At 54.7% G+C, this 26359-nt stretch carries 20 protein-coding genes and 1 riboswitch; of the genes, 7 read left to right on the top strand and 13 right to left on the bottom strand.

Annotated features, from left to right (window positions below):
- Positions 1-423 precede the first annotated feature (423 nt).
- Positions 424-2868, top strand: coding sequence for an OmpA family protein (locus BJF95_RS24575; protein ID WP_075641123.1), 2445 nt, complete (start codon positions 424-426; stop codon positions 2866-2868).
- Positions 2869-2913: 45 nt separating this feature from the next.
- Here BJF95_RS24575 and mobB read toward each other — a convergent pair whose 3' ends face one another.
- The 4 genes from mobB to moaA all read right to left on the bottom strand — a co-directional run bounded on the left by mobB (position 2914) and on the right by moaA (position 6025).
- Positions 2914-3435, bottom strand: a complete 522-nt coding sequence (mobB, locus tag BJF95_RS17605; RefSeq protein ID WP_075640728.1) for a molybdopterin-guanine dinucleotide biosynthesis protein B — start codon at positions 3433-3435, stop codon at positions 2914-2916.
- Entirely contained in the window at positions 3432-4064 is a 633-nt protein-coding gene (gene mobA, locus BJF95_RS17610) for a molybdenum cofactor guanylyltransferase MobA (protein WP_075640729.1), read from the bottom strand. The genes mobB and mobA overlap by 4 nt, the downstream gene beginning before the upstream one ends.
- Entirely contained in the window at positions 4064-4945 is an 882-nt protein-coding gene (locus tag BJF95_RS17615; RefSeq protein WP_075640730.1) for a DMT family transporter, read from the bottom strand. The genes mobA and BJF95_RS17615 overlap by 1 nt, the downstream gene beginning before the upstream one ends.
- A 90-nt stretch (positions 4946-5035) precedes the next feature.
- The gene (gene moaA, locus BJF95_RS17620; RefSeq protein ID WP_245297380.1) at positions 5036-6025 is read right to left on the bottom strand and encodes a GTP 3',8-cyclase MoaA; all 990 of its coding nucleotides are present in this window, start codon (positions 6023-6025) and stop codon (positions 5036-5038) included.
- A 210-nt stretch (positions 6026-6235) separates the two neighbouring features.
- On the opposite strand from moaA, the gene BJF95_RS17625 reads away from it, so the two are divergent.
- Positions 6236-6598: a gamma-butyrobetaine hydroxylase family protein gene (locus BJF95_RS17625; protein WP_075640732.1), complete on the top strand. Its 363-nt coding sequence runs from the start codon at positions 6236-6238 to the stop codon at positions 6596-6598.
- 16 nt (positions 6599-6614) lie between these two features.
- Positions 6615-7214 carry a TMEM175 family protein gene (locus BJF95_RS17630; RefSeq protein WP_075640733.1) on the top strand — a complete coding sequence of 200 codons (600 nt, stop codon included), beginning with the start codon at positions 6615-6617 and terminating at the stop codon, positions 7212-7214.
- 23 nt (positions 7215-7237) lie between these two features.
- Here BJF95_RS17630 and BJF95_RS17635 read toward each other — a convergent pair whose 3' ends face one another.
- Positions 7238-8302, bottom strand: coding sequence for a GGDEF domain-containing protein (locus BJF95_RS17635; protein WP_075640734.1), 1065 nt, complete (start codon positions 8300-8302; stop codon positions 7238-7240).
- Positions 8303-8583: 281 nt separating this feature from the next.
- Positions 8584-10191: a fumarate hydratase gene (locus tag BJF95_RS17640; RefSeq protein WP_075640735.1), complete on the bottom strand. Its 1608-nt coding sequence runs from the start codon at positions 10189-10191 to the stop codon at positions 8584-8586.
- A gap of 155 nt (positions 10192-10346) precedes the next feature.
- Here BJF95_RS17640 and BJF95_RS17645 point away from each other — a divergent pair, with 155 nt between their 5' ends.
- Complete coding sequence (locus BJF95_RS17645) at positions 10347-10670, top strand: hypothetical protein (RefSeq protein ID WP_139317553.1); 324 nt, start codon at positions 10347-10349, stop codon at positions 10668-10670.
- 3 nt (positions 10671-10673) lie between these two features.
- Here BJF95_RS17645 and fumC read toward each other — a convergent pair whose 3' ends face one another.
- Positions 10674-12065 carry a class II fumarate hydratase gene (gene fumC, locus BJF95_RS17650; RefSeq protein ID WP_075640737.1) on the bottom strand — a complete coding sequence of 464 codons (1392 nt, stop codon included), beginning with the start codon at positions 12063-12065 and terminating at the stop codon, positions 10674-10676.
- Positions 12066-12461: 396 nt separating this feature from the next.
- On the opposite strand from fumC, the gene BJF95_RS17655 reads away from it, so the two are divergent.
- The gene (locus BJF95_RS17655; protein ID WP_075640738.1) at positions 12462-14258 is read left to right on the top strand and encodes a L,D-transpeptidase family protein; all 1797 of its coding nucleotides are present in this window, start codon (positions 12462-12464) and stop codon (positions 14256-14258) included.
- A 126-nt stretch (positions 14259-14384) separates the two neighbouring features.
- Here BJF95_RS17655 and BJF95_RS17660 read toward each other — a convergent pair whose 3' ends face one another.
- Together BJF95_RS17660 and BJF95_RS17665 are read right to left on the bottom strand one after the other, a co-directional pair.
- Positions 14385-15308: a pseudouridine-5'-phosphate glycosidase gene (locus BJF95_RS17660; RefSeq protein WP_075640739.1), complete on the bottom strand. Its 924-nt coding sequence runs from the start codon at positions 15306-15308 to the stop codon at positions 14385-14387.
- A gap of 15 nt (positions 15309-15323) precedes the next feature.
- Positions 15324-16271 (bottom strand): carbohydrate kinase family protein, encoded by a 948-nt coding sequence (locus tag BJF95_RS17665; RefSeq protein WP_075640740.1) that lies wholly within the window; start codon positions 16269-16271, stop codon positions 15324-15326.
- A gap of 245 nt (positions 16272-16516) precedes the next feature.
- Here BJF95_RS17665 and recA point away from each other — a divergent pair, with 245 nt between their 5' ends.
- Both recA and alaS read left to right on the top strand, forming a co-directional pair.
- Positions 16517-17605, top strand: coding sequence for a recombinase RecA (gene recA / locus BJF95_RS17670; protein WP_075640741.1), 1089 nt, complete (start codon positions 16517-16519; stop codon positions 17603-17605).
- A gap of 155 nt (positions 17606-17760) precedes the next feature.
- A complete protein-coding gene (alaS, locus tag BJF95_RS17675) occupies positions 17761-20424 on the top strand; it encodes an alanine--tRNA ligase (protein ID WP_075640742.1) in 2664 nt (887 codons plus the stop codon).
- 541 nt (positions 20425-20965) lie between these two features.
- On the opposite strand, the gene BJF95_RS17680 is transcribed toward alaS, so the two are convergent.
- The 4 genes from BJF95_RS17680 to gcvT all read right to left on the bottom strand — a co-directional run bounded on the left by BJF95_RS17680 (position 20966) and on the right by gcvT (position 25970).
- Positions 20966-21295: a flagellar basal body rod C-terminal domain-containing protein gene (locus BJF95_RS17680; protein ID WP_075640743.1), complete on the bottom strand. Its 330-nt coding sequence runs from the start codon at positions 21293-21295 to the stop codon at positions 20966-20968.
- A gap of 231 nt (positions 21296-21526) precedes the next feature.
- Positions 21527-24391 carry an aminomethyl-transferring glycine dehydrogenase gene (gcvP, locus tag BJF95_RS17685; RefSeq protein ID WP_075640744.1) on the bottom strand — a complete coding sequence of 955 codons (2865 nt, stop codon included), beginning with the start codon at positions 24389-24391 and terminating at the stop codon, positions 21527-21529.
- On the bottom strand, positions 24388-24750 hold the full coding sequence (gene gcvH / locus BJF95_RS17690) for a glycine cleavage system protein GcvH (protein WP_075640745.1): 363 nt from the start codon (positions 24748-24750) through the stop codon (positions 24388-24390). The genes gcvP and gcvH overlap by 4 nt, the downstream gene beginning before the upstream one ends.
- A gap of 80 nt (positions 24751-24830) precedes the next feature.
- The gene (gcvT, locus tag BJF95_RS17695) at positions 24831-25970 is read right to left on the bottom strand and encodes a glycine cleavage system aminomethyltransferase GcvT (protein ID WP_075640746.1); all 1140 of its coding nucleotides are present in this window, start codon (positions 25968-25970) and stop codon (positions 24831-24833) included.
- A 154-nt stretch (positions 25971-26124) separates the two neighbouring features.
- A riboswitch (glycine riboswitch) is annotated at positions 26125-26212 on the bottom strand.
- Positions 26213-26359 lie beyond the last annotated feature (147 nt).

The raw sequence follows: 26359 nt of genomic DNA on the forward strand, positions 1-26359 counted from the left end.
ATCCTCTCTGTTGGGTGCCATCGGATAGTACATCATCGCGATGGCGAGGCTCCAGAAAATTGAATGTCTTTTTTTACTGGAACGATTTTCCAGTTTTCCCGTTTTTAGCCAAATTGCAACCGCTAAAATGAAGGCTTCCCCACACAATGGTGATGAACAGGGTGTTCACAGCGGGTTCATTCCCCTGGGGTCATCTTTGTGCCTGAAATTTAGCGTGTGTTCGCAATGTTACGTGGCGGTAACGCTTAATAATGCGAGGTAATGTGCCTCGCTCGTGAGGAAATATCTATGGCTGGAAAAATTGACATAACAGCATCAGTGCTCATTGCACTTGCAAGTTTTACGGCAGGCCATGCAATGGCCGCGACCAATACTTTGGATGCAGCGAGCAACGTTGACAGCTTTAACGCGAATACGAGATCAATGGCATCCGGTACAATGCTGGATGGCCGCGCTACTTTGCGCCCGGCTGGTCAACCCGCATTGCTTTTGGCGCAGGCGCAAGAGCCTCCAGCTGCCGGGCAGGAGGATCCGGAATTGCTGTTGAAGAAAAAACATGAAGGCGAGGGGCAAAAGCCCGAACATGCGCAGCCGCATGAAGCGCCAGCAGCCCAAAAGCCGCCCCATGAAGCGCCACCACCGCCTGCGGAAGCAAAAGAGCCACCGCCGCCGCGCGCACCTGAGCCGCCCAAAATGGAGGCTCCTAAGCCGGAGCCGCAGAGCGCTGCCCCCAAGCATGCCGAGCCGCCACCGCCAAGAGCAGAGCCTGCGCCCGAGCAGCCAAAACCCAAAGCACGTGAGGCGGCACCTGCCGAGATGGCACCGGCAGAACCACCGGCAGTTAAGCATCGCGCACCGGACGCCGAAAAGCCGCCGGTTGAGCCAAAACCAAAGCGTGAAAAGCCTGCGGAGCCAGCCGCAGCTGTGCCACCTGTGGAGGGCAAGGAGCTGCCAGCGCCGAAAGCCGCATCAGAGCAGGCTCCTGAGGGCGTAGCGCCTGCGCTTAAACATAAGGACCCAAAGCCGCCAAAGGCTGAGCAGGCCCCTGCACCTTCCGAGCTGGCACCTCCCGAGGAGAAGCCTGCTGATAAACCAGTGCCAAAGCCAAAGCCTTCTGCTGCCCCGCAGCAAGAAGCGCCTGCGGCCAAGGCTGAGGAGAACTCCCCGCAAAAACCAGCTGAAAAGCCACCTGTTGTCACGGCACCTGCGGCCCCCACCAAGACGCCGCCAGCGCCAGCCGAACAGCCTGCTGAGCCAAACAAAGTTGCTCCCCCACCGGTTGAAGCACCCGCTGGTGAAGCACCCGTAAAGCAGAGACCAGCCAAACCGGGTCAGCCAGAGCCAGAAGCCCGCCCAGCTGAACCCGCAGGCCAGGCAGCAGGGCAGGCAGCACCGCCGCCAGTTCCACCGGCTCCCAATGCCGCATCCGGCTCTCCGCCACCCGTACCACCGGCACCAGCTCCCGGCGATGCGGCCAAAGGGAGTGCGGCCCCTCCTGCAATGTTGCCGCCTTTGAACACCGTGCAATCGCGTGAGCAAAACCAGCCGCCCCAAGGTGGGCAAGGTGGTCAGGGCGCTGTGGGTGGCAAGCCCCCACGTCCCGGACAGCCAGCACAGCCAGGCCAACCCCCGCAGGTGCCTGAAGCAGCGCGTCCGCAATTCTCTCAAGAGCAGCAACCTTTCACACCGAAAGAATTGCAGCGTTTGAAGGCGCTGGCAGCGCGGCCGGATCAATCGAACGATACGATTGTATTGCCGGTTGATAATGGCGCGCCTGTGCTCGACAGTGACAAGGATGCCAATTGGCGCCGGGGCATGACCAACGATCAATTGCGGCAGCTTCGTCAGCGATCGGCTCAGCAGTGGAACTATGCTGTGCCCACATCCGATGAGCAGGCACAGCAAGAATATTACGGCAACCGCCAGCGTCCACGCGTTGAGATCGAATCGATCGATCAATATCAGGGCCGCCGCCTGCAACGGCCACCGCAATTTCTCTATCCAGAAGATGTGCGCGTTGGTCAGGAGTTTGACGATGACCGCCGCGTGATGGACTATGACGGGCAGATTGTTGTTCGCGGAGACGATAACCGTCGCTTTGAGCAATATGGCCGTCCAGTCATTTACGAGCAGGTGGATCACCAGCGTATTCGCGAAACGGTGTTCAAGAAGAATGGTGATCGTATTGTCACCCTGCGCAATCGTTATGGTCAGTTGATCCAGCGTTCACGCATCGATGCTGATGGTCAGGAAGTGGTGTTGTTCTACTCGCCAGCACTCTATGAGGCCGATGATAGCCGTGAGGTGGTCTACCGTGACCCCGGTGCAAGCTTGCCACCCATGCGCCTGCGCGTTCCGCTGAACGATTACATCGTCGATGTCGGCAGCCAGCCGAACCGCGACTACTATGATTTTATCGAGCAGCCGCCGGTGGAGCCCGTTGAGCGGGTTTATACCATCGATGAAGTGCGCAACTCGGCCCGTATCCGTGACAAGATGCGCCGTATTGACCTTGATACGATCACATTTGCCACGGGCAGCTGGGACATTTCGATGAATCAGGCTGGAACGTTGAAAAAAGTGGCGGATGCAATGGCAAAGGTGCTGCGCAACAATCCGGCGGAAACCTTCCTGATCGAAGGACATACGGATGCGGTTGGCTCGGCGCAATCGAACCTTGTTCTGTCTGACCGCAGAGCGCAGGCTGTTGCCGATGTGCTGACCCAGGTTTACGGCATTGCGCCGGAAAACATGGTGACGCAGGGCTATGGCGAACAGTTCCTGAAGGTGATGACCTACGGGCCAGAACAACAGAACCGCCGCGTGACCATCCGTCGTGTCACGCCGCTGGTGCGGCCGTTGCAATAATTCAAACAAAAACCTATCCGCCGCCGGAGTGATCCGGCGGCTTTTTTATGCGCGGAATTCTGGCAGGTTGGTTGCTTGAGCGATAAAATCGGCGATTGCAATGGTGTCATCAAGATCGAAGACGGGGATGGAGCTGTTGTCGATTGCGTGATCTGCGGCAATGGCCACAATATGCGGATCCTGTTCTGAAAGAGGTGTTAGCTTGCTGGCTTCACGCCGCCTGACCTCAATTTTCGCAATCGGCTCGTGTTTATAGCCTTCAATCAGAAGTAGGTCGCACGGTGCCAGACGCGGCAGAATATCGGCAAGTGTTGGCTCTGGTGCTCCGCGCAATTCATGCATGATGGCAAATCTTGCGCCGGAGACAATGGTGACTTCCTGCGCGCCGGCCTGCCGGTGCCGATAGCTGTCTGCGCCTTGTTTATCGATGTCAAAATCATGATGGGCGTGTTTGATGGTCGAGACGACATAGCCGCGCCGGGTAAATTCTTCCACCAAGCGAACGGTGAGCCCGGTTTTGCCAGAGTTTTTCCAGCCGGAAATGCCAAATATGCGGGGATGGGTCATGATTGTAGGGCTTTGAGATAGTGTTCGGCCTGAGCGAGATCGTCTGGCGTGTTGACGTTGAAAAATGGATCAACCGGGCCGATCGCCGTTTCAACATCAGCAAAATCGACGCTGACGACATTGAGAGTTTGCAAAAATACCATCAGCTTTCGGTTTTGCGGATTTTGCAACCAGTGTGTGATCTGTTCTGCCAGCATGACCGGCCAAAGCCCGATAACCGGATGCATGCGACCATTTGAGCACGCCAGAACGACGGCATCATTGCCTGGCTGCGCACCAAGCAGTGCTGCGGCCAGATTATGGGGTAGAAAAGGTGTGTCGACCGGCACTGTCAGGACATGGCGCGCATCTGGCACTGTTCGTGCAAACTGCGTGGCGCGCGCAATCCCCGCCAACGGGCCGGGATGGTCTTCTACTGCATCGGCGATGGTGGGGAAATCGCGATGGGTAAGGCCCGCATTGCTGTTGATGGCCAGCGCGCTGACCTGTGGCAAAAGCCGCGCAAGGATATGATCCAGCATGGGCTTGCCCGCCAAAAGAGTGGCCGCTTTGCTCTGACCCATACGTCGTGACAAACCTCCGGCCAGAATCACACCGGGTACATGGGTTCGGCAGCGAGGATCAACCATCATGCTTCCACGATTACTTTTCTCTGACGCTCCCGGTGGAATGTATAGAGCCCCGAGAGCATGACAATGGCCATGCCGAGCAGCATGATCGGCTCCGGCCAATCCTGAAACACGATAATGCCAAGCCCGATGGCCCAGAGCATGCTGGAATAACGAAAGGGCGCGATGAACGAGATTTCTCCGGTGCGCATTGCTAGAATGACGGTTTGATAGCCTATGAACAGCATAACTGCTGCCAACAGCAACACAGCAAACATGCTCAGCGACACCGGTTGCCATCCGCCCTGTACGGGAATGAGCAGCAATCCTGCAAAGGAATTTCCAGCGGCGGTGAGCAAGGTTACGATAATGGTGGGTGTCGTGATGTTGATTCGCGTGGTGACCAGATCACGGGTGGCCGCAAAAAATACGCTGCCCAATACATAAAGCGCAGACAGCGTGAAGCCTTCCACGCCGGGGCGAATGATGATCATCACGCCAACGAAGCCAACCAGAATGGCCATCCAGCGACGCCAGCCCACCGGCTCACGTAGAAAAACGGCGGCTCCCAGCGTGACTGCCAAAGGCAGCGATTGCAGGATGGAGGCAGCATTGGCCAGAGGAATCAGGGAGAGCGCGGTGAGATACGTAATCGAGCCCAGAATTTCACACATCACACGGGTCAAAATCAAAGGATCTTTGAGAACGTGAAGTGACATGCCAGCACCGGCGCGGCGCGCCACGATATAGATCAGCAATGTGGCTAACGCACCGCGGATAAACATGATTTGGCCAACGCTTGCCATTTGCGTGACAGATTTGGCCAGAGCATCATTGATGGTGAATCCTGCCATGGCGCATGCCATGAACAATGCGCCTTTCATGTTTCTGGTCAATGCCATGGAGAAATGCTTTCTGGATATGGAAATGTGCGCATTGCGCGCTTTATGTCATACGCAGAAAAGAACAGGTTGCAAAGCCGTTGATTTGCCTCAGCCGCCCGTCACACTCATATGGCGCGCCACGGCGGGGCGCTTGGTTGTGCGGTCGATAATGAAATCATGGCCTTTTGGTTTGCGCGTGATGGCCTCATCAATGCTGGCAAAGAGATAGGCATTGTCGTCGCTTGCCCGCAAAGCTGTGCGCAGATCGGCGGCATCATCCTGGCCGAGGCACATATACAGCGTACCAGTGCAGGTGAGGCGCACGCGGTTGCAGCTCTCGCAGAAATTATGGGTCATCGGCGTAATGAAGCCAAGCTTGCCGCCCGTTTCCTCAACCTTCACGTAGCGGGCAGGGCCGCCGGTTTTATAATCCAGATCGGTCAAGGTAAATTGTTCAGACAGCGTTTGACGCACGCTGGAAAGCGGCAAATATTGATCGGTGCGATCTTCGTCAATTTCTCCCATCGGCATGGTTTCAATCAGGGTCAAATCCATATCGCGGGCGTGGGCGAAGCGCAAAAGCTGCGGAATTTCGTCCTCGTTGAAGCCTTTAAGCGCCACGGCGTTGAGTTTGATCTTGATGCCAGCAGCCAATGCGGCATCAATGCCGTCGAGCACGCGGTCCAGATCGCCCCAGCGGGTGATGGTGTGGAATTTTTCCTTATCAAGCGTATCAAGCGAGACATTGATGCGCTTCACACCGGCGTCTGCCAGCTCCGTCGCATAGCGCCCGAGCTGCGAGCCATTGGTGGTGAGCGTCAATTCTTCAAGATCGCCGCTTTGCAAATGGCGCGAAAGACTGCGGATCAAAAACATGATGTTCTTGCGCACCAGAGGTTCGCCACCTGTCAGGCGCAGCTTGCGCACCCCCTTGGCAACGAAGGCGGAACAGAGACGATCCAGCTCTTCAAGCGTCAGCAGATCCTTTTTGGGAAGGAATGTCATGTTTTCTGACATGCAATAGGTACAGCGAAAGTCACACCGGTCTGTGACCGAAACCCGAAGATAGGTAACTGCCCGACCAAATGGGTCAATCATGGAGCCGGTTTGTTGTGCAATCGGGTCCGCTGTTGTGAAAAGGCCGGGCTTATAATCCACGGTAATCTCCTATATGCCTTTTAGTATTTGGCGATGAAGCCCTGGATAGTCAAGCGGCGGCCATCACATTGCATGGGTCGCTGCGCTTGCGCATGACCCGTCTGGCGTCTATTGCCCATACCGTCTGTTTGCAGTGGGAGCTATCGTGGAATGACCGAGATTTGGCCAATTGAATTGAAAGTGTCATCGGATCGTCGTTTTTTGACGGTGGTGTTTGATAATGGCGAGAGTTTCTCATTGCCGGCAGAGATGCTGCGGGTTCTTTCGCCGTCCGCCGAGGTTCAAGGCCATGGTCCGGGGCAGAAAATCACCGTGCCCGGCAAGCGCAACGTGCAGATTGCGCAAGTGCTGGCAACCGGCAATTATGCGGTTCGTATTGCCTTTAACGATGGTCACGACACAGGAATTTTCACCTGGAAATATCTGCGCGAACTTGGCCAGAAAGGCGAGGAATTGTTTGCCGCCTATCTGCAGGATCTCGAAGTGAAGCACCTGTCACGCGACCATCATTGACGGGGAGGGTGCTGCGATGAACAAAGGACGGCTGGAAGCATTTAGCGATGGTGTATTGGCCATTGTGATCACCATTATGGTGCTGGAGTTAAAAGTGCCGGTTGAAGCAAGCTTTGCGGGGCTGATCCCTTCATTGCCACTTCTGCTGGGCTATGCCCTGAGTTTTGTTTATGTGGCGATTTACTGGAACAACCATCATCATTTGCTGACCTTGGCAAGCCGCGTTACGCCGGGGGTGATGTGGGCCAATATGCATCTGTTGTTCTGGTTGACCCTGACACCGTTTGTCACGGAATGGATGGGCAAGCAGAGCTTTCAACCAGAACCCATTATGGCTTACGGTGCTGTTTTTTCCCTGTGTGCATTGGCCTATCACATTCTCCAATGGCAAATAGGCATCACCACAGCGCACCCGGAGCGGTTTAAACAGGCGTTCGGGCGCGATTTAAAGGGCGTTGTGTCGCCTGTTCTCTACCTCATGGCCATAGGGCTTGCCTATGTTTCGCCCTATCTGTCTTACGGGCTTTTTCTGCTGGTGGCGCTGCTGTGGATTATACCCGACAAACGGCTTGTGGCCGTTTTTGAAGCGTCAGACGACGGCAAGCACGATGTGTGACAAGCTTTGCAACATGCTCAAAATTACTTGTAAATCAGCCAGTTTTTGGTGAATTCCTTGCGCATTCCGGCCTCAAACTCGCGTGTACAATTGCGCCCAGAGTTTTTTGCGCAATAGAGGGCAATGTCGCTGCGGCTATAGAGTTCGCCAGAATCCTCGCATTCTGCCGCAGACGAGTAACCAATAGATGCCGTTACCGGACCATAGTTGATGCCCGTGCGTGAGTTTCGAAAGGGTGTGCTTTCCAGATTGACGCGGATACGCTCACACAGGGTGTGAATCTCCTCGTCAATGGAACTCTCAAGGATAATGGCGAATTCCTCGCCTCCGGCGCGGGCCACAAATCCCTCGCGGGGCGCATTGGCGCGAATGACGCTGGCAACGGTTGCCAGGATTTTATCACCAACCGGATGGCCAAACGTATCATTGATGCGCTTGAAATGGTCCACATCAATCAGGATCAGAGTTGCTCTGGACAAATTGGTTGGGAAGTTGAAAAGGCCGGCCAGCTTTTCATCAAAGGCACGGCGATTGGCAAGGCGGGTGAGCGAATCGGTATTGGCGATTCGCTTGTACTCGTCCAACTCCCGGCGCACTGCTTCCATTTCCTGAGATTTCTGGTTGAAACTTTCTGCCGTCTTTTCGCCCCGCGCCAATGTGTCGCCGGTTGCCAGTGTCAGGATTTGAATGGCATTGCGCAGCAGATCAACACTGGCCGTGTTTTTGGCATTGATGCGAACGGATGTTTCGTCCAGCAGCTTGTTGTAGGTTTCGAGCGAGCTCTGCTCTTGCTTCATCAAACGCACAAGGCTGTCGAGCTCTGAAGCGAGCCTGGAATGGGCGTTTTCGATAATGCGGTTGGAGTTGTGGCCAAAAAACTCTTCGGCAATCACATCAATATCAGCTTGCGTGGCATGACTGCCGAGGGCCGCAAGCTTGCGCGTTAATGCGGGGTTTGAGCCAATATAAGCTTCGTAAAATACGGCATAATTCCGCGGCAGTGGCGGCAAGCCCATGGAGCGCATCGCGAAAGTAATTTGTGCCGCTATGTCGAGACCTTGCGGCTTCGGAGTTGATGTCGTATTCATTCGCGCCCCCACGAGAGTGACCTGTACTTGTTATTATTATTAAACAAACATTAATTATTTAAGAACGTAAGTACATATAATATTATACTATACAATTTCTTAAATTGGAATCAATTCAAGCAGGAGTTATGTCGCAAATTTGAAGTTTTGCAGTGTTCGGTGCGCGTTTGATAAAACGCAACGCCCCGTCGCTAAGATCCAAGGGCTTTCAATAAAGCTATTTTCATCACGTTAGCAATGAAAAAAGCGAGCAACCTATGGCTGCTCGCCTGATTTTTAAATCAACCCAAATTGAATTCCTGGAAGAAGTCGTTGCCCTTGTTGTCTGTCACGATAAAGGCGGGGAAGTCTTCCACCTCAATTTTCCAGACCGCTTCCATGCCAAGCTCGGGATATTCCAGAACCTCGACCTTCTTGATGCAGTCCTGCGCAAGACGTGCAGCCGGTCCGCCGATCGAGCCAAGGTAGAAGCCACCATGCGCCTTGCAGGCCTCGCGCACAGCGCGCGAGCGGTTGCCCTTGGCCAGCATGATCATGGAGCCACCAAAGGACTGGAACTGATCAACATAGGAGTCCATGCGGCCTGCTGTGGTTGGACCAAAGGAGCCGGAGGCAAAGCCAGTTGGGGTTTTGGCGGGGCCTGCATAATAAACCGGGTGGTTTTTCATGTATTCGGGCATGCCTTCGCCCTTTTCCAGCCGCTCGCGGATTTTCGAATGGGCCAGATCGCGCGCCACAATGATGGTGCCGGTCAGCGACAACCGGGTTTTGACCGGGTGCTTATCGAGCTCTGCCAGAATTTCGCTCATTGGCTGGTTCAGATCAATCTTGACCATCGACGAGGAGAGGGCGCTCTCATCAATCTCTGGCAGATACTTCGATGGATCAGCTTCGAGTTGCTCGATGAAAATCCCGTCTTTGGTGATCTTGCCCATCGCCTGACGGTCGGCGGAACAGGACACACCAAGGCCGATTGGCAAGGATGCACCATGACGTGGAAGGCGGATAACCCGCACATCATGACAGAAATACTTGCCGCCAAATTGCGCGCCCACACCCATGGACTGGGTGAGCTTGTGAATTTCCTGCTCCATTTCCACATCGCGGAAAGCATGACCGCTCTCGGAACCCTCAGTGGGCAGGTTATCCAGATAGCGGGCTGATGCCAGCTTGACGGTCTTTAGGTTCATCTCCGCAGAAAGCCCACCAATGACAATGGCCAAATGATAGGGCGGACAGGCTGCCGTACCCAGCGTGAGGATCTTCTCCTTAAGGAAGTCGATCATCCGGTCATGAGTAAGAAGCGATGGTGTGCCCTGATAAAGGAAAGTCTTGTTGGCCGAACCGCCGCCCTTGGCCATGAACAAAAACTTGTAGGCGTCTTCGCCTTCTTCATAAATGTCGATCTGGGCGGGCAGATTGGTCTTGGTGTTTTTTTCCTCAAACATCTTGAGGGGCGCAAGCTGCGAGTAGCGCAGGTTCTTGCGCTCATAGGCATCGCGCACGCCTGCCGCTAAGGCTTCATAATCGCCGCCATCGGTCCAGACCTTGCGGCCCTTCTTACCCATCACAATCGCGGTGCCGGTATCCTGACACATGGGCAAAATACCGCCTGCGGCAATATTGGCATTTTTCAGAAGGTCAAAGGCCACGAAGCGGTCGTTATCCGTTGCTTCTGGATCTTCCAAAATCGACGCCAATTGCTTCAAATGGCCGGGGCGTAGCAGATGGTTGATATCGGAGAGGGCGGTTTCGGCCAAAAGCCGCAGGCCCTCAGGCTCAACCGTCAGGATTTCCTGCCCTTTGAACGTCTCAACCGAGACATAATCCGAGGTAATTTTGCGGTAAGGGGTTTTATCTTCGCCAAGGGGAAAGAGATCGTCAGCCATCAAAGGACCTTTCTTGCCGGATCGGTATTTTTCCGAACATCCGTCTAGTCCTGCGACGGTAGATTTGCAAACGATTCTAAACTGGAGTTTGCAGTGCACCTTTTTTCGCCTGAGATTTAGTTTATTGCTAAGGAATGATATTTTGGGAGGGGCGTTTGAAGACCTTTTTATGCAAGGCCTGCAGATGCGGTGGCAGTAAAGGGAATATGGGCTACGGGTTGATTGTTTCACGTGAGGATCAAGCGTCGCATTTTGATCGCTCGATCAAGGAAGTTCTACTTTTGATTCCGGGGTTTGATGAGGCTGTCAAAATCAACATCGATAAACAGTCATTCTGGGGTGATTGCCGTAAATTGATAAAGAAAGAAATAGGCGTTTGGTTAAGAAATAGTGGCCTAGCGCCATGGGCAAAGGGCTCCCCACCTATTGTGAAATTAGTTGTTAGGGAGCCTGGAGTTTTTATGATTGAAGAAGTTTGAAGATCACTTCGGCCCGATCATCAATTCAGGCCGAACGTATTCATCAAACTCTTCATTGGTGAGATAGCCTCCGCCCACGGCCTCTTCGCGTAAGGTTGTGCCATTCTTGTGGGCGGTTTTGGCAATTTTGGCGCAGGCGTCATAGCCCAGCTTGCTGTTCAGCGCGGTCACCAGCATCAGCGAGTTTTCAACGCCCTTTTTGATGTTGTCTTCGCGCGCCTCAATGCCCACCACACAATTGTCGGTGAAGGACACGCTCGCATCGCCGAGCAATTGCACCGATTGCAAGAAGTTATAGGCCATCATCGGGTTATAGACATTCAGCTCAAAATGACCCTGACTGCCCGCGAACGTAATGGCGGCGTTGTTGCCAAAGATGTGGGCGCACACCTGCGTCATGGCCTCAGATTGGGTCGGATTGACCTTGCCCGGCATGATGGATGAGCCGGGTTCGTTTTCGGGAAGCGCCAATTCGCCAAGGCCTGCGCGGGGGCCGGAGCCAAGAAAGCGAATATCATTGGCGATCTTGAAGCAGGCGGCGGCGGCGGCATTGATGGCCCCATGGGCGAACACCATGGCATCGTGGGCAGCCAGGGCTTCAAATTTGTTCGGAGCGGTCACAAATGGCAGGCCGGTGATCTTGGCGATTTCCTCGGCCACTTTTTCAGCAAAGCCGATTGGTGCATTCAGCCCGGTGCCGACAGCGGTGCCGCCTTGCGCCAGTTCATAAAGACCGGGCAGAGTCAGTTGGATCCGCTTGATGCTTGATGCCACCTGAGCGGCATAACCGGAAAATTCCTGCCCCAACGTCAGTGGCGTGGCATCCTGCGTGTGGGTACGGCCAATCTTGATGATATGGGCAAAGGCCTTGGCCTTGGCATCCAGCGCGTCATGCAGGTGCTGCAAGCCCGGCAGCAGATGATGGGTGACATATTCCGCCGCCGCAATATGCATGGCGGTAGGATAGGTGTCGTTGGAGGATTGGCTCATGTTCACATGGTCATTCGGATGGACCGGCTTTTTTGAGCCCATCACGCCGCCGAGCAATTCAATGGCGCGATTGGAAATCACTTCATTGGCATTCATGTTCGATTGGGTGCCAGAGCCGGTTTGCCAGACCACCAGCGGAAAGTGATCGTTCAGCTTGCCATCAATCACCTCTTGAGCTGCCTGAATGATGACCTCGCCAAGCTTAGAATCGAGCTGTCCCAACGCCATATTGGCGCGAGCTGCCGCCCGTTTGACAATGCCAAGGGCGCGAACCACCGGCAAGGGCTGCTTCTCCCAGCCGATCTTGAAATTTCCCAGCGAACGTTGGGCCTGTGCGCCCCAATATTTGTCACTGGCCACCTCAATTTGGCCAAAGGTGTCTGTCTCGATACGGGTGGATGTCATGGCATTTTCCTCATGATCAGACGAGGGAGCTTTGACGCTCCCATTGAAAAGGTGAGTATTTAATGCATCTTTTTGGTCGGCGCGTCAAAGGTATCGGCACAACGCAAATGTGAATGACTTTTTGTCCGCTTCGCAGGTTATGGTTACTGAATATTAACGGTTTGGCGGCTTAACCTTACCTCTGTGTTAACGATGCGCCAGTCCAAAAGGGGTCACGTTAAATTGACCCTTTCATTGTCGGCGTTTTCGCAACGAAAAACTTCCCAACACTGATGCAATCAGCTAGGGAAGCGACCAAAATCAACAGGGATCAATGCTTGATTCCGGTACGCGACTTTCTGAATGGGGAAGCAATTGCAAAAACCTTTACTTCGCAGGGCGCTGACGGTGGCCCTTATGACCACTGCAACCTTTGCCGTGTGCCTGCCGCAAACAGCTGGCGCGACCACATTGATGGATTTGTTGCGTGGCCGCCCCGAAAAGCGGCAGGAAACGCGACCTGCCGAGGTCATTCCTCCCGCGCAACTGGCTGATCCGGAGCCCATCTCGAAAGTTGCTTCTCCTCGCTATTACACCTACAAGCCCGATAGCCAAAAAGCGATTGCTATCAAAGCTCCAGAGACCCCGATTGCGGCCTTCGGCGCAGATCATGATCTGGCCGTAGCCCATTTGGCCATGTCGCAGGTGAAAGTCACAGCGTCTGCGGATGTGGCTGCAGCGGTCCAGAATTACTACAATAACAATGGCGCATTGATCTGGGTTGATAGCAACGGCGTTGCTGAAAAGGCCAAAACCGCCATTGATGCCCTGGCTCTGGCCGACACCGTTGGTTTGGACCCCGCCGATTATGCGGTCAAAGTGCCGCAAGATCTGGCTGGCATGGACGAGCAGGCTCGTCAGCAGGCGTTGATGAAGTTCGAGCTCGAATTGTCGACCAAGATGCTGACCTATGTGCAGGATACCGTGCGTGGCCGCATCGATCCAAATCGCATTTCCGGCTATTACGATTTCAAGCGCAAATCTGTGCCACTTGAGCCGGTGCTCGATCTGCTGCGCGCAAGCCCGGATGTCGGTGCCTATCTGCGCGGCAAAGATCCTTCCAGCCCACAGTTTCTGGCTTTGAAAGCCGAGCTGAAAAAAATGATGGAAGAAAATCAGGCGCAGCAAGGCCAGACGGTTAAGATCAACCTCAAGGGCATTTTGAAGCCGGGCGACACAAACCCCGAGCTTGCCAATATTATTGCCGGGGTGAAAGCCTATGGCAGCGATGCGCTGAAAACCGACAATGCTCTGACCTTGACCAATTACACCGGCACGCCAGACTATACGCCTGAGTTGGTTAGTCTTGTTGAAGCCTACCAAAAGGAACAGGGCTTAAAGCCTGATGGCGTGGTTGGCCCGGCAACAGTGCGGACCATGGTTGGTCACTCTGACGCAGAAAAGATCGAAAAGCTGGTCGTTGCCATGGAACAGCTACGCTGGCTGCCAGCCGATCTGGGTCCGCGCTATGTTTTGATCAATGCTGCTGCGTTTGAAGCCTATTACGTCAACGACAGGCAGCAGCAACTCGCCATGCGCGTTGTTGTCGGCGGCCCCGGCCACCAGACATTCTTCTTCCAGAATATGATCCAGACAGTGGAGTTCAATCCCTACTGGGGCGTTCCACGGTCGATCATCATCAACGAGATGCTGCCAAAGCTGCGCCGCGATCCAAGCTATCTTGACCGTCTTGGTTACGAAGTGAGCTATAAAGGCCGCCGCGTTCGCTCTTCCGAAATCAACTGGAATACGACCAGTGATGTTGATGTGCGTCAGCCGCCAAGCAGCGACAATGCTCTGGGCGATTTGAAAATTCTCTTCCCGAACGCTCATGCGATTTATATGCATGACACACCAGCCAAGAGCTTCTTCAAGCGTGATATGCGTGCACTCAGCCACGGTTGTGTTCGTCTGTCTGAACCTCGTGTGATGGCAGCCGCTGTGATGAACACCACTGTGGGAGATATCAACCAGCAGATCGCCTCTGGCCAGAACCGTGCGGTGCAAGTGCCGCAGAAATTCCCGGTCTATGTGGCCTATTTTACCGCATGGCCGGACAAAGACGGCGTGGTGCGCTATTACGATGATATCTATAACCGCGATGAAGCAGCGCGGAAGGCGTTTGTGGCAACGTCTGCTGCGCGCGCCGGTTAAACGAAGTGTGCTGAATTGAAAAAAGCCCGGGAGAAAATCCCGGGCTTTTATTTTGCTCAGATGAAACCGATTTGAACCAACTTGCTGCCAACGTCGGGCCTGAAAGACGTTTCTCCAAGTCGTGCTTTATGCCATCGCGACTGCAATTTCCGTGGCCAGGCGGGCATTGTTTTCCACCAAGGCGATGTTGGTCTTGAGGCTGCGGCCTTCGGTCAATTGGAAAATGGCATCCAGCAGGAAGGGCGTCACTTCCTTGCCAGAGATTTCCTCGCGTTCGGCGCTGGAAAGCGCGCGGCCAATGTAAATTTCCATCTCTTCGCGGGAAATTTCATGCTCTTCCGGCACAGGATTGGCAATCAACATGCCGCCATCAATCCCCAATTGATCCCGAACCTTCTGGAAATTGGCAATGGCAGCCGGGCTTTCCAGTGTCAGCGGGCTTTTCAGACCAGACTGGCGCGACCAGAAGGCCGGGAACTCATGGCTGTCATAGGTCACAACCGGAACCCCCGCGGTTTCCAATACTTCCAATGTTTTTGGCACATCGAGAATTGATTTTGCACCGGCGCACACCACAATAACGCGTGTGCGAGCCAGCTCCTGCAGGTCTGCCGAAATGTCAAAACTCTCTTCTGCACCGCGATGCACGCCGCCGATGCCACCTGTGGCAAAAACGGCAATATTGGCACGCGCCGCAGCAATCATGGTCGCGGCAACCGTTGTTGCACCGGAGCGGCGTTCGGCAATGGCAAAAGCCAGATCCGCACGGGAGACTTTCATCACGTCCTCCAATTGCGCCAGCTTTTGCAACTGGTCTTCTTCAAGACCAATATGCAAAACGCCTTCAATCACGGCGATGGTGGCAGGCACAGCACCTCCGTCACGGATAATCGCCTCGACGCTTTTGGCCATTTCAACATTGGCGGGATAAGGCATGCCGTGGGTGATAATGGTGGATTCGAGGGCCACGATGGGGGCGTTGCGCGCCTTGGCCGCGGCAACTTCATGGGAATAAACGATAGGCAGAAGCGGGGAGATAGCTCGGGTCATGAAGTGTCCACTTGTCTATTGGCTTAGAGCGCAGGGCTCTGGAATGTCATCGAGATGGGCTGAAAGGCGCTCTGGTGTCAGGTCCTCGGCAGTCGCATGAGGAGATAGCAGGGTCAGCCCCGCCAAGGCAACACCATGCTTCAGCGCTTGCGCCAAACCATGGCCCTTTACCAATTGCGATAGCGTGCCAGCGCAGAGAGAATCGCCTGCACCTGTTACGTCCACCAGAGTATCCAGCTTTGGCGGTGTCAGCGCAAAATCGCCCTCATTGTTAAAGGCAATAACCGGACCAGAACCATTGGTAACAACCCCGCCTTTGAGGCCGAGTTTGCGCAAAAGTGCTGGCCACTCGGCAGGATCAGACGGTGACGCGGCTGTGAGTGTTTTCGCTTCGGCAGCGTTTAAAAACAGATAGTCCATCGCGTCTAAGCAATTGCGATAGCGCACCACTTTTGCGGGCGAAATGCCGATGCCTGCCACGGGTTTTCCAATCTCTTGCGCGTGTCTTGCGAGCGATTCGATCGTTTCAGGCGGCAAATTTGCGTCGATCAGCAAGGCGCTTGCATTCAAAATAGCTTCGCGCACGGCTCTGATTTTTAACCGGCGCGGGGTGAAGAGCCGGTAGAGATCCATATCGGCTATCGCAATCACAAGGTTGCCATCGCGCTCTAAAATCGCGGTGTAGCTGGGCGTTGCGCGATCCAGAAACGTGAATGGACGGTCATCGACGCCTGCGTCTGCGGCCGCTTGCGCCACGCGCTGGCCAATCGCATCACCGCCGCGCGGCGATATCATTGTAACACGAAGACCAAGCCGGGCGAGTGAGCGCGCAGCGTTGAATCCGCCGCCGCCGGGTTCTTCAATCCACCGTCCGGGATTGCTCGCACCCGGCACTGTCTCGCCGTCGATTCGGCCACGACGATCAATGTGCGCGCCACCAAGCACAAGTATGTCGATTTCCACGTGCGACCTCTTCAGATTCTTTGAATTTCGAATCGCCTTTTAAGGCGTTTTCAATAATCGATATCTTGATTCCTCGCCCCATATGCTGCACATAAGTCCATGGAAACATTAAGAGAACAAACGGAAGATTGAGGAATGAACACAATTGGTTAGAGTGGGGTTGTCGAAATGGAACAAAACATGTACATATTCGATGTCTGCAGTTTCGTTGCCTATGCGGCTTCAATAACCTAAAGGTGTTTAAAATGTCACAAAATTCTTTGCGGCTCGTAGAGGACAAAACGGTGGATAAAAGCAAGGCATTGGAAGCGGCGCTGGCGCAGATCGAACGATCGTTCGGCAAGGGCTCGATTATGAAGCTCGGCGCAAATGAGAAAATTGTTGAGGTGGAAACGGTATCGACCGGATCGCTCAGTCTCGATATCGCGCTTGGTATTGGCGGTTTGCCCAAGGGCCGTATCATTGAAATTTATGGGCCTGAAAGCTCCGGTAAAACCACCCTTGCGCTGCAAACAATTGCAGAAGCGCAGAAAAAGGGCGGCGTTTGCGCCTTTGTGGATGCGGAACACGCGCTTGATCCGGTCTATGCCCGCAAACTGGGCGTTGATCTGCAAGGATTGTTGATTTCTCAGCCAGACACAGGCGAGCAGGCGTTGGAAATTACCGATACTCTGGTGCGCTCTGGCGCCATTGATGTGTTGGTTATCGACTCCGTTGCCGCTTTGACACCAAAGGCAGAAATTGAAGGTGAAATGGGCGATAGTCTGCCGGGTATGCAGGCGCGCTTGATGAGCCAGGCGCTGCGTAAGCTGACAGGCTCTATTTCTCGGTCAAACTGCATGGTTATTTTCATCAACCAGATTCGTATGAAGATTGGTGTGATGTTTGGTTCGCCAGAAACCACCACGGGCGGTAACGCTTTGAAGTTCTATGCTTCGGTGCGTCTTGATATTCGTCGTATTGGCGCGGTGAAGGATCGCGAAGAGGTTGTGGGCAACCAGACCCGCGTCAAGGTCGTCAAAAACAAGATGGCACCTCCCTTCAAGCAGGTCGAATTCGACATCATGTATGGCGAAGGCGTATCCAAGACCGGTGAGTTGGTGGATCTGGGCGTCAAGGCCGGCATTGTTGAAAAGGCGGGTGCATGGTTCTCTTATAACAGCCAACGGCTTGGGCAGGGACGTGAAAATGCCAAGACGTTTTTGCGTGACAATCCGGCGGTCGCAGAAGAAATCGAATTGGCCTTGCGTCAGAATGCTGGCCTGATTGCCGAGCGGTTCCTGGAGAACGGCGGCCCTGACGCAAATGACGGTATGGAGAGCGACGAGGGTTGATGAATTTTTTCATCAAATTGCAGGATGTCAAACGGCCGGAGTTTTATCTTCGGCCGTTTTTTTGTCACAGACTGGACAGGCGAGGCGACGGGCGATAAAAGCCGTTGTTTTCTGACGTTTGTCCGCGAGCGGACACTTATTTCCAAGGGCACCCCATGAGCGGCGTAAACGACATTCGATCGACATTCCTCAATTACTTCAAGTCCAATGGGCATGAGGTCGTTGCGTCGTCTCCGTTGGTGCCTCGCAATGACCCGACCTTGATGTTTACCAATGCCGGCATGGTGCAGTTCAAGAACGTCTTTACCGGGCTTGAGCACCGCCCATACTCGACCGCCACAACCGCGCAAAAATGCGTGCGTGCTGGCGGCAAGCATAACGACCTTGATAATGTTGGTTACACGGCCCGCCACCACACGTTTTTCGAAATGCTGGGCAATTTTTCCTTTGGCGATTATTTCAAGGAAAATGCCATTGAACTGGCATGGAACCTGATTACCAAGGAATTTGGCGTGGACCGCGAACGCCTGTGCGTGACGGTTTACCACACCGATGATGAGGCTTTTAATCTTTGGAAAAAGATTGCAGGTCTGCCGGATCACAAAATCATTCGTATCCCCACCAGCGACAATTTCTGGGCCATGGGTGATACCGGTCCTTGTGGTCCCTGTTCCGAAATTTTCTATGATCATGGCGACCATATCTGGGGTGGCCCTCCAGGCTCTGCCGACGAAGATGGTGACCGCTTTATCGAGATCTGGAATCTGGTTTTCATGCAATATGAGCAGATTACCAAGGAAGAGCGCGTTGATCTGCCTCGTCCATCGATTGATACGGGCATGGGCCTTGAGCGCATTGCAGCTCTGTTGCAGGGCAAGCATGACAATTACGACATTGACCTGTTCCGGGCGTTAATTGACGCTTCTGTCGATCTCACGGGTGTTGCGGCCGAAGGTGAACGCCGGGCCAGCCATCGCGTGATCGCCGACCATTTGCGCTCATCTGCCTTTTTGATCGCCGATGGTGTTTTGCCGTCCAATGAAGGTCGCGGCTATGTCTTGCGCCGCATTATGCGCCGCGCCATGCGCCATGCTGAATTGCTGGGTGCGCGTGAGCCGATTATCTACAAACTGCTGCCGGTTCTCGTTCAGCAAATGGGTCGCGCTTATCCTGAATTGGTCCGTGCGGAGTCACTGATTTCGGAAACCATCAAACTGGAAGAAAACCGTTTCCGCAAAACGCTGGAGCGTGGTCTTTCACTGCTGTCGGATGCGACGTCCAACCTGTCCAAGGGCGATAGCCTTGATGGCGAGACGGTCTTCAAGCTCTACGACACCTATGGTTTCCCGCTGGACTTGACCCAGGATGCCTTGCGCGCCCGTGGTATTGGCGTGGATATTTCCGGCTTCACCGATGCCATGGAGCGTCAAAAGGCCGAGGCCCGCGCAAGCTGGTCTGGCTCTGGCGATAAGGCAACTGAAACAGTTTGGTTTGAGGTCAAGGACAAGCACGGCGCGACAGAATTTCTTGGCTATTCGGCTGAGAGTGCTGAGGGCGAAGTCCAGGCGCTGGTGCGCGACGGTGCGGTGATTGAGAAGGCTGCCGCTGGCGAAAGCGTGCAGGTGGTTGTCAATCAAACGCCGTTCTATGCTGAATCTGGCGGCCAGATGGGCGATACCGGTGAGATCGTTGGCGAAGGCTTTGTGCTGGATGTGACCGACACGCAAAAGCGCGGCGAGGGGCTGCATGTTCATATGGCAACTGTGCGGGAAGGCACGGTTGCCACTGGTGCAGTCGTGGTGTTGAACGTGTCAAACGCTCGCCGGTCGCGGCTGCGGGCAAACCATTCTGCCACGCACTTGTTGCATGAAGCTTTGCGGGAAGTTCTTGGCACCCATGTGGCCCAAAAGGGTTCGCTGGTTGCACCGGATCGTTTGCGCTTTGATATTTCTCATCCCAAGCCGATCACAGCTGAAGAGCTGAAGATTGTTGAAAACATGGCCAATGAGATCATCTTACAAAATGCGCCGGTGACCACGCGTTTGATGGCGGTGGATGATGCAATTGCCGAAGGTGCCATGGCGCTGTTTGGCGAAAAATACGGCGACGAAGTGCGCGTTGTGTCCATGGGCACCGCAATTCGTGGTCCCAAGGCTGGCAAGTCCTATTCCACCGAGCTTTGCGGCGGCACGCATGTGTCGGCAACAGGTGATATTGGTTTGGTTCGTCTGCTGTCGGATAGTGCTGTTGGTGCAGGTGTACGCCGTATCGAAGCCCTGACGGGTGAAACAGCGCGCGCCTATCTCTCCGAGCAGGATGAACGGTTGAAAGCTTTGGCTGGAACCTTGAAAGCGCAGCCGAGCGAAGTCATTGGCCGCGTTGAAACGCTCGTGGAAGAACGTCGAAAGCTGGAGCGCGAACTAGCGGACGCCAAGCGCAAGCTGGCCATGGGCGGTGGCGCAAGCGGTGAGGCGGAAGCACCACGCGACATCAATGGCGTGAAATTCGTCGGAAAGCAGCTCACAGGCATCGATGCCAAAGACCTCAAAGGCATGGTCGATGATGCCAAGACCGCACTCGGCTCCGGCGTTGTGCTTTTGGTGGCTGTGGCTGACGATGGCAAGGCCAGTGCGGTTGTTGGTGTGACGGGCGATTTGACGGCCAAAGTATCGGCTGTTGAACTGGTGCGCATTGCTTCTGCTGCTCTCGGCGGCAAGGGTGGTGGCGGACGCGCCGATATGGCGCAGGCCGGCGGTCCGGATGGTGCGAAGGCCGATGAAGCCATTGAGGCCGTGGTTACTGCCATCGCGGCAGCGTAAGGTTTAAACTGGAATTTTCTTAGGGGAAGCGGAGTTTTCGCTTTCCCTGAGAGATGAAATTGACGTTTTCTGCCGGGTTTTGCGCTCGACTGGCGGAGCTGGCGATGTGCAAGGATTGTCCTAAAGCGCGGCGCGTTTTATCGGATTCAGCGGAGCCGCGCTTTATCTTTATTTTTGAGCATGTACGTTATCGTTCAACTGAGACCAGTTGAACGCGACATGCTGTAGCAGTCCTTCCTCGGCTTTTTACTGAATAATTTCTGACATCTAAATCGATTTAAGGCGAAAATTGTGCAGCAGATATAGAACGCTGTAGCGTTTGGCATGGAAATGCCGAATCCGTTTTTTCCGAAAAGATAAACTGAAACGCGAAAAATGCGGGACGATTTGGTTCGATATAACGAACAAGAATCTATTGCGCGGTGTGCTTTATCGAACCTATGAAGGGCCGCAACAGCACGTTTCGCCAACACGCCGAAATAGCTTATCTCTTTGAAATATGGCTTTGAGGTACTGCGATGTCGCGGAAGATTGTGCTGGTTTAGTCTTTCTTGATGCTCATCAGCATGTCCCACATATCAGCACCAGTCTCAAACACTTTAGCATTGGCAGCAAAGGCGTGTTCGGAGCCAATCAAGCCTGTCATCTCGTCAAGCAGGTCAACATTGGATGTGTCAGGTGCTGCTTTTGGTGTCTCTGAAACCGTCGTGGTGACGGATACGCCAGCAGGTGTGGTTGCATTCAGATTGGTATTGAGGCGTCTGTAGCCGGGGGTATCAACATTGGCGACATTACTGGCAATATTGGCCACACGTTTTTGTTGCGCCAACATGCCTAAGGTGGCTGTGTTTGTGATACCAGAGATACTCATGCCAACGCTCCTCATTATCCAAGTTTGCGTTTGTTACATGTATTCTATTAGAAAATTCTCAAGATTTGCGATGAACAGATTTGTTTGAGTGATGGATGAGATGTTATAAACTGATACAGCCGTTTTCCAAATGTGAATGTAAAGTATAACAGAGCCGTGTGTTTTCAAAAAGCACGGCTCTGCAAACTGTTTCTCTCCCCAAACGGGGAGAGAAAATTTTGTAACGGCTGATTACTCGGAAGCCTCGGCATAATCGGTCATCGGTGGGCAGGAGCACACCAGATTGCGGTCGCCGTAGACGTTGTCGACACGGTTGACGGAAGACCAGTATTTGTCCACGCGGAACGCGCCCGGTGGATAGCAGGCCTGATCGCGGCTATAGGGACGATCCCACTCGCCAACCAGATCTTCCACCGTATGCGGTGCGTTTTTCAACGGGTTGTTGGTCTTGTCCATCCGGCCTTGTTCGATGTCGCGGGCTTCCTCGCGAATCGCCAACATGGCGGTGCAGAAGCGGTCCAGCTCGGCTTTGGTTTCCGACTCGGTTGGCTCGATCATCAACGTTCCTGCCACTGGCCAGCTCATCGTTGGCGCGTGGAAACCACAATCGATCAACCGCTTGGCCACGTCATCGACAGTCACACCGGCGCTATCCACCAGCGGACGGGTATCGATGATGCATTCATGCGCCACCCGGCCATTGGCAGAGGTGTAGAGCACATCATAGGCACCGGTCAGGCGGGCGGCGATGTAGTTGGCGTTCAAGATCGCCACTTTCGTCGCCTGCGTCAGGCCTTCGCCGCCCATCATCAGGCAATAAGACCAGCTGATTGGCAAAATCGAAGGCGAGCCGTAAGGCGCGGCGGATACCGCGCCGGGGCGACCGTCGATTTCGATATGGCCGGGCAGGTAAGCGGCGAGGTGGGCTTTAACGCCAATCGGCCCCATGCCGGGACCACCACCACCGTGCGGGATGCAGAAGGTTTTGTGCAGATTGAGGTGGGATACATCCGAGCCAATATCGCCGGGGCGAGAGATGCCGACCATGGCATTCATATTGGCACCATCGAGATAGACCTGCCCGCCGTGGGCATGGGTGATCTCGCAAATTTCCCGCACCGTCTCTTCAAACACGCCGTGAGTGGAAGGGTAGGTGATCATGCAGCAAGACAGGTTTTCGGCGTGCTGACTGGCCTTGGCGCGAAAATCATCGAGATCCACGTCGCCATTGTCCAGCGCCTTCACCGGCACCACCAACATGCCCGCCATCTGCGCCGATGCCGGGTTGGTACCATGGGCCGATGTTGGAATGAGGCAAACAGTACGATGCGCGTCGCCATTGGCTATGTGGTAATTGCGAATGGTCAGCAAGCCCGCATATTCGCCTTGCGCACCAGAGTTTGGCTGCATCGAAATCGCATCATAGCCGGTGACGGCGCAGAGCTTTTCCGACAGATCGTCGATCATTTCCTTATAGCCCAGCGCTTGATCGGTGGGTGCAAAGGGATGAATGTCGGAAAATTCCGGCCAGGTGATCGGCAGCATTTCAGCGGTTGCGTTCAGCTTCATGGTGCATGAGCCAAGCGGAATCATGGCCCTGTCCAGCGCCAGATCGCGATCCGACAGACGGCGGATGTAGCGGGTCATTTCGCTTTCCGCGCGGTTCATGTGGAAGATCGGGTGCGTCAGGTAGGCGCTGGTGCGCAGCAGTCCTTTCGGCAAGCGATAATCTGGCGAGAAGTCGGCCACCGCGAAATTGCCGCCAAATGCACGCCAAACCGCTTCGACGGTAGCAGGCCTTGTGCGCTCATCCAGCGAAATGCCAATCTTGGTCTCGCCCACTTTGCGTAGGTTGATGCCTTCTGCCACGGCTGCACGCAGGATGAGGCCCTGCATATGGCCGACTTCGAGCGTAATGGTGTCGAAGAATGTCTCAGGCTCAATGGTAAAGCCAAGCTTTTCCAGGCCCTTGGCCAGCAGAACGGTTTTTTGATGCACCTGCTGTGCAATGGCCTTCAGGCCTTGCGGACCATGAAACACCGCGTACATTGAGGCCATCACCGCCAGCAGCACCTGGGCTGTGCAGATGTTGGACGTGGCCTTTTCGCGGCGAATATGTTGCTCGCGGGTTTGCAAGCTGAGGCGGTAGGCACGGTTGCCGCGCGAATCCACCGACACGCCGACCAAACGGCCCGGCATGGAACGCTTGATGGCATCTTTTACCGCCATATAGGCGGCGTGCGGGCCGCCATAACCCACCGGCACGCCAAAGCGCTGGGTGGAGCCGATGGCAATGTCAGCGCCCATTTCGCCGGGGGATTTCAGCAAAAGCAGCGCCATGGGATCAGCAGCCACAGTGGCAATCGCCTGCGCATTGTGGAGCGCGTTGATCAGCGGGGTAAAATCGCTGACATGGCCATGGGTGCCGGGATATTGAAATAGTGCGCCAAATACCTCGCCGGGGTTGAGATCGGCAAAGGGATTGCCGACCACCACCTGCCAGCCCAGAGGCTCGGCGCGGGTCTGGATAACGGCAATGGTCTGTGGGTGGCAATTTGCATCCACAAAGAAGGCTTTCGCCTTGGATTTGGATACGCGCTCCGCCATGGCCATGGCTTCGGCCGCAGCCGTTGCTTCGTCCAGCAAGGATGCATTGGCAACATCAAGACCGGTAAGGTCACACACCATGGTCTGGAAGTTCAACAGTGCTTCCAGGCGCCCTTGGGAAATTTCCGGCTGGTAAGGCGTATAGGCCGTGTACCACGCCGGGTTTTCCAGAATGTTGCGCTGGATGACCGGCGGGGTGATGGTGCCGTAATAGCCCTGACCAATCAGCGAGGTCAGCGCCTTGTTTTTGTTGGCGGTCTCGCGCAGCTTGTCCAGCGCTTCGCGCTCGCTCATAGCCGCACCCCAAACCAGTGGAATGGTCTGGCGGATAGAGCTTGGCACCGTGGCCGCAATCAGGCCGTCAAGGCTGTCATAACCAACCACTTTCAGCATCGCATCCATCTCGGCAGGCGATGGGCCAATATGGCGGCGATTGGCAAAATCGTAAGGCTGGTAGTCGGTAAACTGAAATTCTGTTGGCGTTGTCATGCGATCAGCTCATTGTAGGCGGCTTCGTCAAGCAGGCTCTGTGCGTCGGCAACATTGGCAAGCTTCAGTTTGAAGAACCAGCCAGCGCCACGCGGGTCAGAATTGACCAGCGATGGATCATCCACAATCGCCTGATTGATCTCGGTGATCTCGCCATCGAGCGGACAATAGACATCAGAGGCCGCCTTCACGCTTTCAACGGTTGCTGCCTGAGCGTCTTTTGCAAATGTGGCACCAACTTCTGGCAATTCGACAAACACCAGATCGCCAAGCTGTTCGGCAGCGTGCGCGGTAATGCCAACAATGGCGATATCGCCTTCAATTTGCAGCCATTCATGTTCAGAGGTGAATTTCAACATGGGAGATCCTTTTCGGGAGCTGGGATGGAGGAGGAAATGGCAGAGCAGAGCGGGGTAAATCCTCGCTTATCCCTTACCAATCAGCGTTTGTACGTTGGTGTAATGAAGGGCAGGGCCGAAACTGTCACAGGCAGAAACTTGCCGCGCACTTCCGCATAAGCTTGCGTGCCGACGGCTGCGTGATCTGCATGGACATAGCCCATGGCAACAGGGCCTTCGACTGTGGGGCCAAAGCCGCCAGAGGTGACTTCGCCAATCTCCACCTTGCCATCGGCATCGGCAAAAAGCTTGGCATGGCCGCGCACGGGCGCTTTGCCCTCCGGCTTCAAGCCAACGCGGCGGCGGGTAGGGCCGTTTGCCAGTTCAGACAGAATACGCGCTGAGCCGGGAAAGCCGCCTTCACGGTCGCCGCCTGCGCGTCTAGCCTTTTGTATGGCCCATTCAATCGCGCCTTCCACCGGGCTGGTGGTGGTATCAATATCGTTGCCATAGAGGCAAAGGCCCGCTTCCAGCCGCAGCGAATCGCGCGCACCAAGGCCAATCGGCTGACAATCCGGGTGGTCCAAAAGCGCCTTGGCCAAAGCCTCTGCCTTGTCAGCGGGCACAGAGATTTCAAAACCATCTTCGCCGGAATAGCCGGAGCGGGAAACGATGCAGAGTGTATCGAGGAGCGGAATTTCGCGCACATCCATGAATTTCATGCCAGATACACCAGCCCAAAGCTCTGCCAAAACCGCTTCTGCGCGCGGGCCTTGCAAGGCGAGCAAAGCTCTGTCTTCCAAAACCCCAATGGTGCAAGCCTCGCTGAGATGGGCGCGCATATGGGCAATATCGTTCTCTTTGCAGGCGGCATTAACCACCACAAACAAATGATCACCGCGATTGGTGATCATCAGATCATCGAGAATGCCGCCGTCAGCATTGGTGAAAAAACCATAGCGCTGGCGGCCTTCTTTCAGCGCCAGAATGTCCACCGGCACCAGCGTTTCAAGGGCGAGAGCCGCATCGTCCACCTTGCCGGATTTTGGCTTAAGCAGCACTTGACCCATGTGGGAGACATCAAACAGGCCTGCGCTGGCGCGGGTGTGCAAATGTTCTTTCAAAACGCCAGCGGGATATTGCACCGGCATGTCATAGCCAGCAAAGGGCACCATGCGGGCACCAAGGGCAATGTGAAGATCATAAAGAGGGGTGCGTTTAAGGGCGAGATGGTCGTCCAAGAGGCGTCTCCACTGTCATGCGCATGCGCACATAGGCTCAAAATTAGGCACAGCTATGCCGGTTCATGAGCCCCCTCTGTCCTTTTGCCTGAGATTGTTATCCCTTCGGCGCGGCCCATGCATATCAACGCAAGGCTTTTCTCCAGAGTGCAGTCTACCCCTTGTGGTCCGTTTGCCTGAGAGTTTCCGGGGCGGTTGCTCCTTCGGCACCGGATTAAACCGGATTCTCCCAACAAGGTCATAAAGCCATTATCTTCAGGCCCCACGCGTTGGCAAGAGGGCTTGGTCGTTATCAGCTAAATATTTGTCGCCCCCAAAAAGGGGCGGGACGAAATCGTTGTACTCTCAAGGTGCATTTTGCGATCCTCGCCGCATGAGCGCACTTGCAT

Source organism: Rhizobium oryziradicis, from assembly GCF_001939045.1.
GTDB classification, from domain to species: domain Bacteria; phylum Pseudomonadota; class Alphaproteobacteria; order Rhizobiales; family Rhizobiaceae; genus Allorhizobium; species Allorhizobium oryziradicis.

Bases quoted from the DNA above. Each gene is read 5' to 3' on its own strand.
- BJF95_RS24575 (WP_075641123.1), top strand. From the start codon at position 424: ATGGCATCCGGTACAATGCTGGATGGCCGCGCTACTTTGCGCCCGGCT.
- mobB (WP_075640728.1), bottom strand. From the start codon at position 3,435: ATGACCCATCCCCGCATATTTGGCATTTCCGGCTGGAAAAACTCTGGC.
- mobA (WP_075640729.1), bottom strand. From the start codon at position 4,064: ATGGTTGATCCTCGCTGCCGAACCCATGTACCCGGTGTGATTCTGGCC.
- BJF95_RS17615 (WP_075640730.1), bottom strand. From the start codon at position 4,945: ATGGCATTGACCAGAAACATGAAAGGCGCATTGTTCATGGCATGCGCC.
- moaA (WP_245297380.1), bottom strand. From the start codon at position 6,025: ATGATTGACCCATTTGGTCGGGCAGTTACCTATCTTCGGGTTTCGGTC.
- BJF95_RS17625 (WP_075640732.1), top strand. From the start codon at position 6,236: ATGACCGAGATTTGGCCAATTGAATTGAAAGTGTCATCGGATCGTCGT.
- BJF95_RS17630 (WP_075640733.1), top strand. From the start codon at position 6,615: ATGAACAAAGGACGGCTGGAAGCATTTAGCGATGGTGTATTGGCCATT.
- BJF95_RS17635 (WP_075640734.1), bottom strand. From the start codon at position 8,302: ATGAATACGACATCAACTCCGAAGCCGCAAGGTCTCGACATAGCGGCA.
- BJF95_RS17640 (WP_075640735.1), bottom strand. From the start codon at position 10,191: ATGGCTGACGATCTCTTTCCCCTTGGCGAAGATAAAACCCCTTACCGC.
- fumC (WP_075640737.1), bottom strand. From the start codon at position 12,065: ATGACATCCACCCGTATCGAGACAGACACCTTTGGCCAAATTGAGGTG.
- BJF95_RS17655 (WP_075640738.1), top strand. From the start codon at position 12,462: ATGACCACTGCAACCTTTGCCGTGTGCCTGCCGCAAACAGCTGGCGCG.
- BJF95_RS17660 (WP_075640739.1), bottom strand. From the start codon at position 15,308: ATGACCCGAGCTATCTCCCCGCTTCTGCCTATCGTTTATTCCCATGAA.
- recA (WP_075640741.1), top strand. From the start codon at position 16,517: ATGTCACAAAATTCTTTGCGGCTCGTAGAGGACAAAACGGTGGATAAA.
- alaS (WP_075640742.1), top strand. From the start codon at position 17,761: ATGAGCGGCGTAAACGACATTCGATCGACATTCCTCAATTACTTCAAG.
- BJF95_RS17680 (WP_075640743.1), bottom strand. From the start codon at position 21,295: ATGAGTATCTCTGGTATCACAAACACAGCCACCTTAGGCATGTTGGCG.
- gcvP (WP_075640744.1), bottom strand. From the start codon at position 24,391: ATGACAACGCCAACAGAATTTCAGTTTACCGACTACCAGCCTTACGAT.
- gcvH (WP_075640745.1), bottom strand. From the start codon at position 24,750: ATGTTGAAATTCACCTCTGAACATGAATGGCTGCAAATTGAAGGCGAT.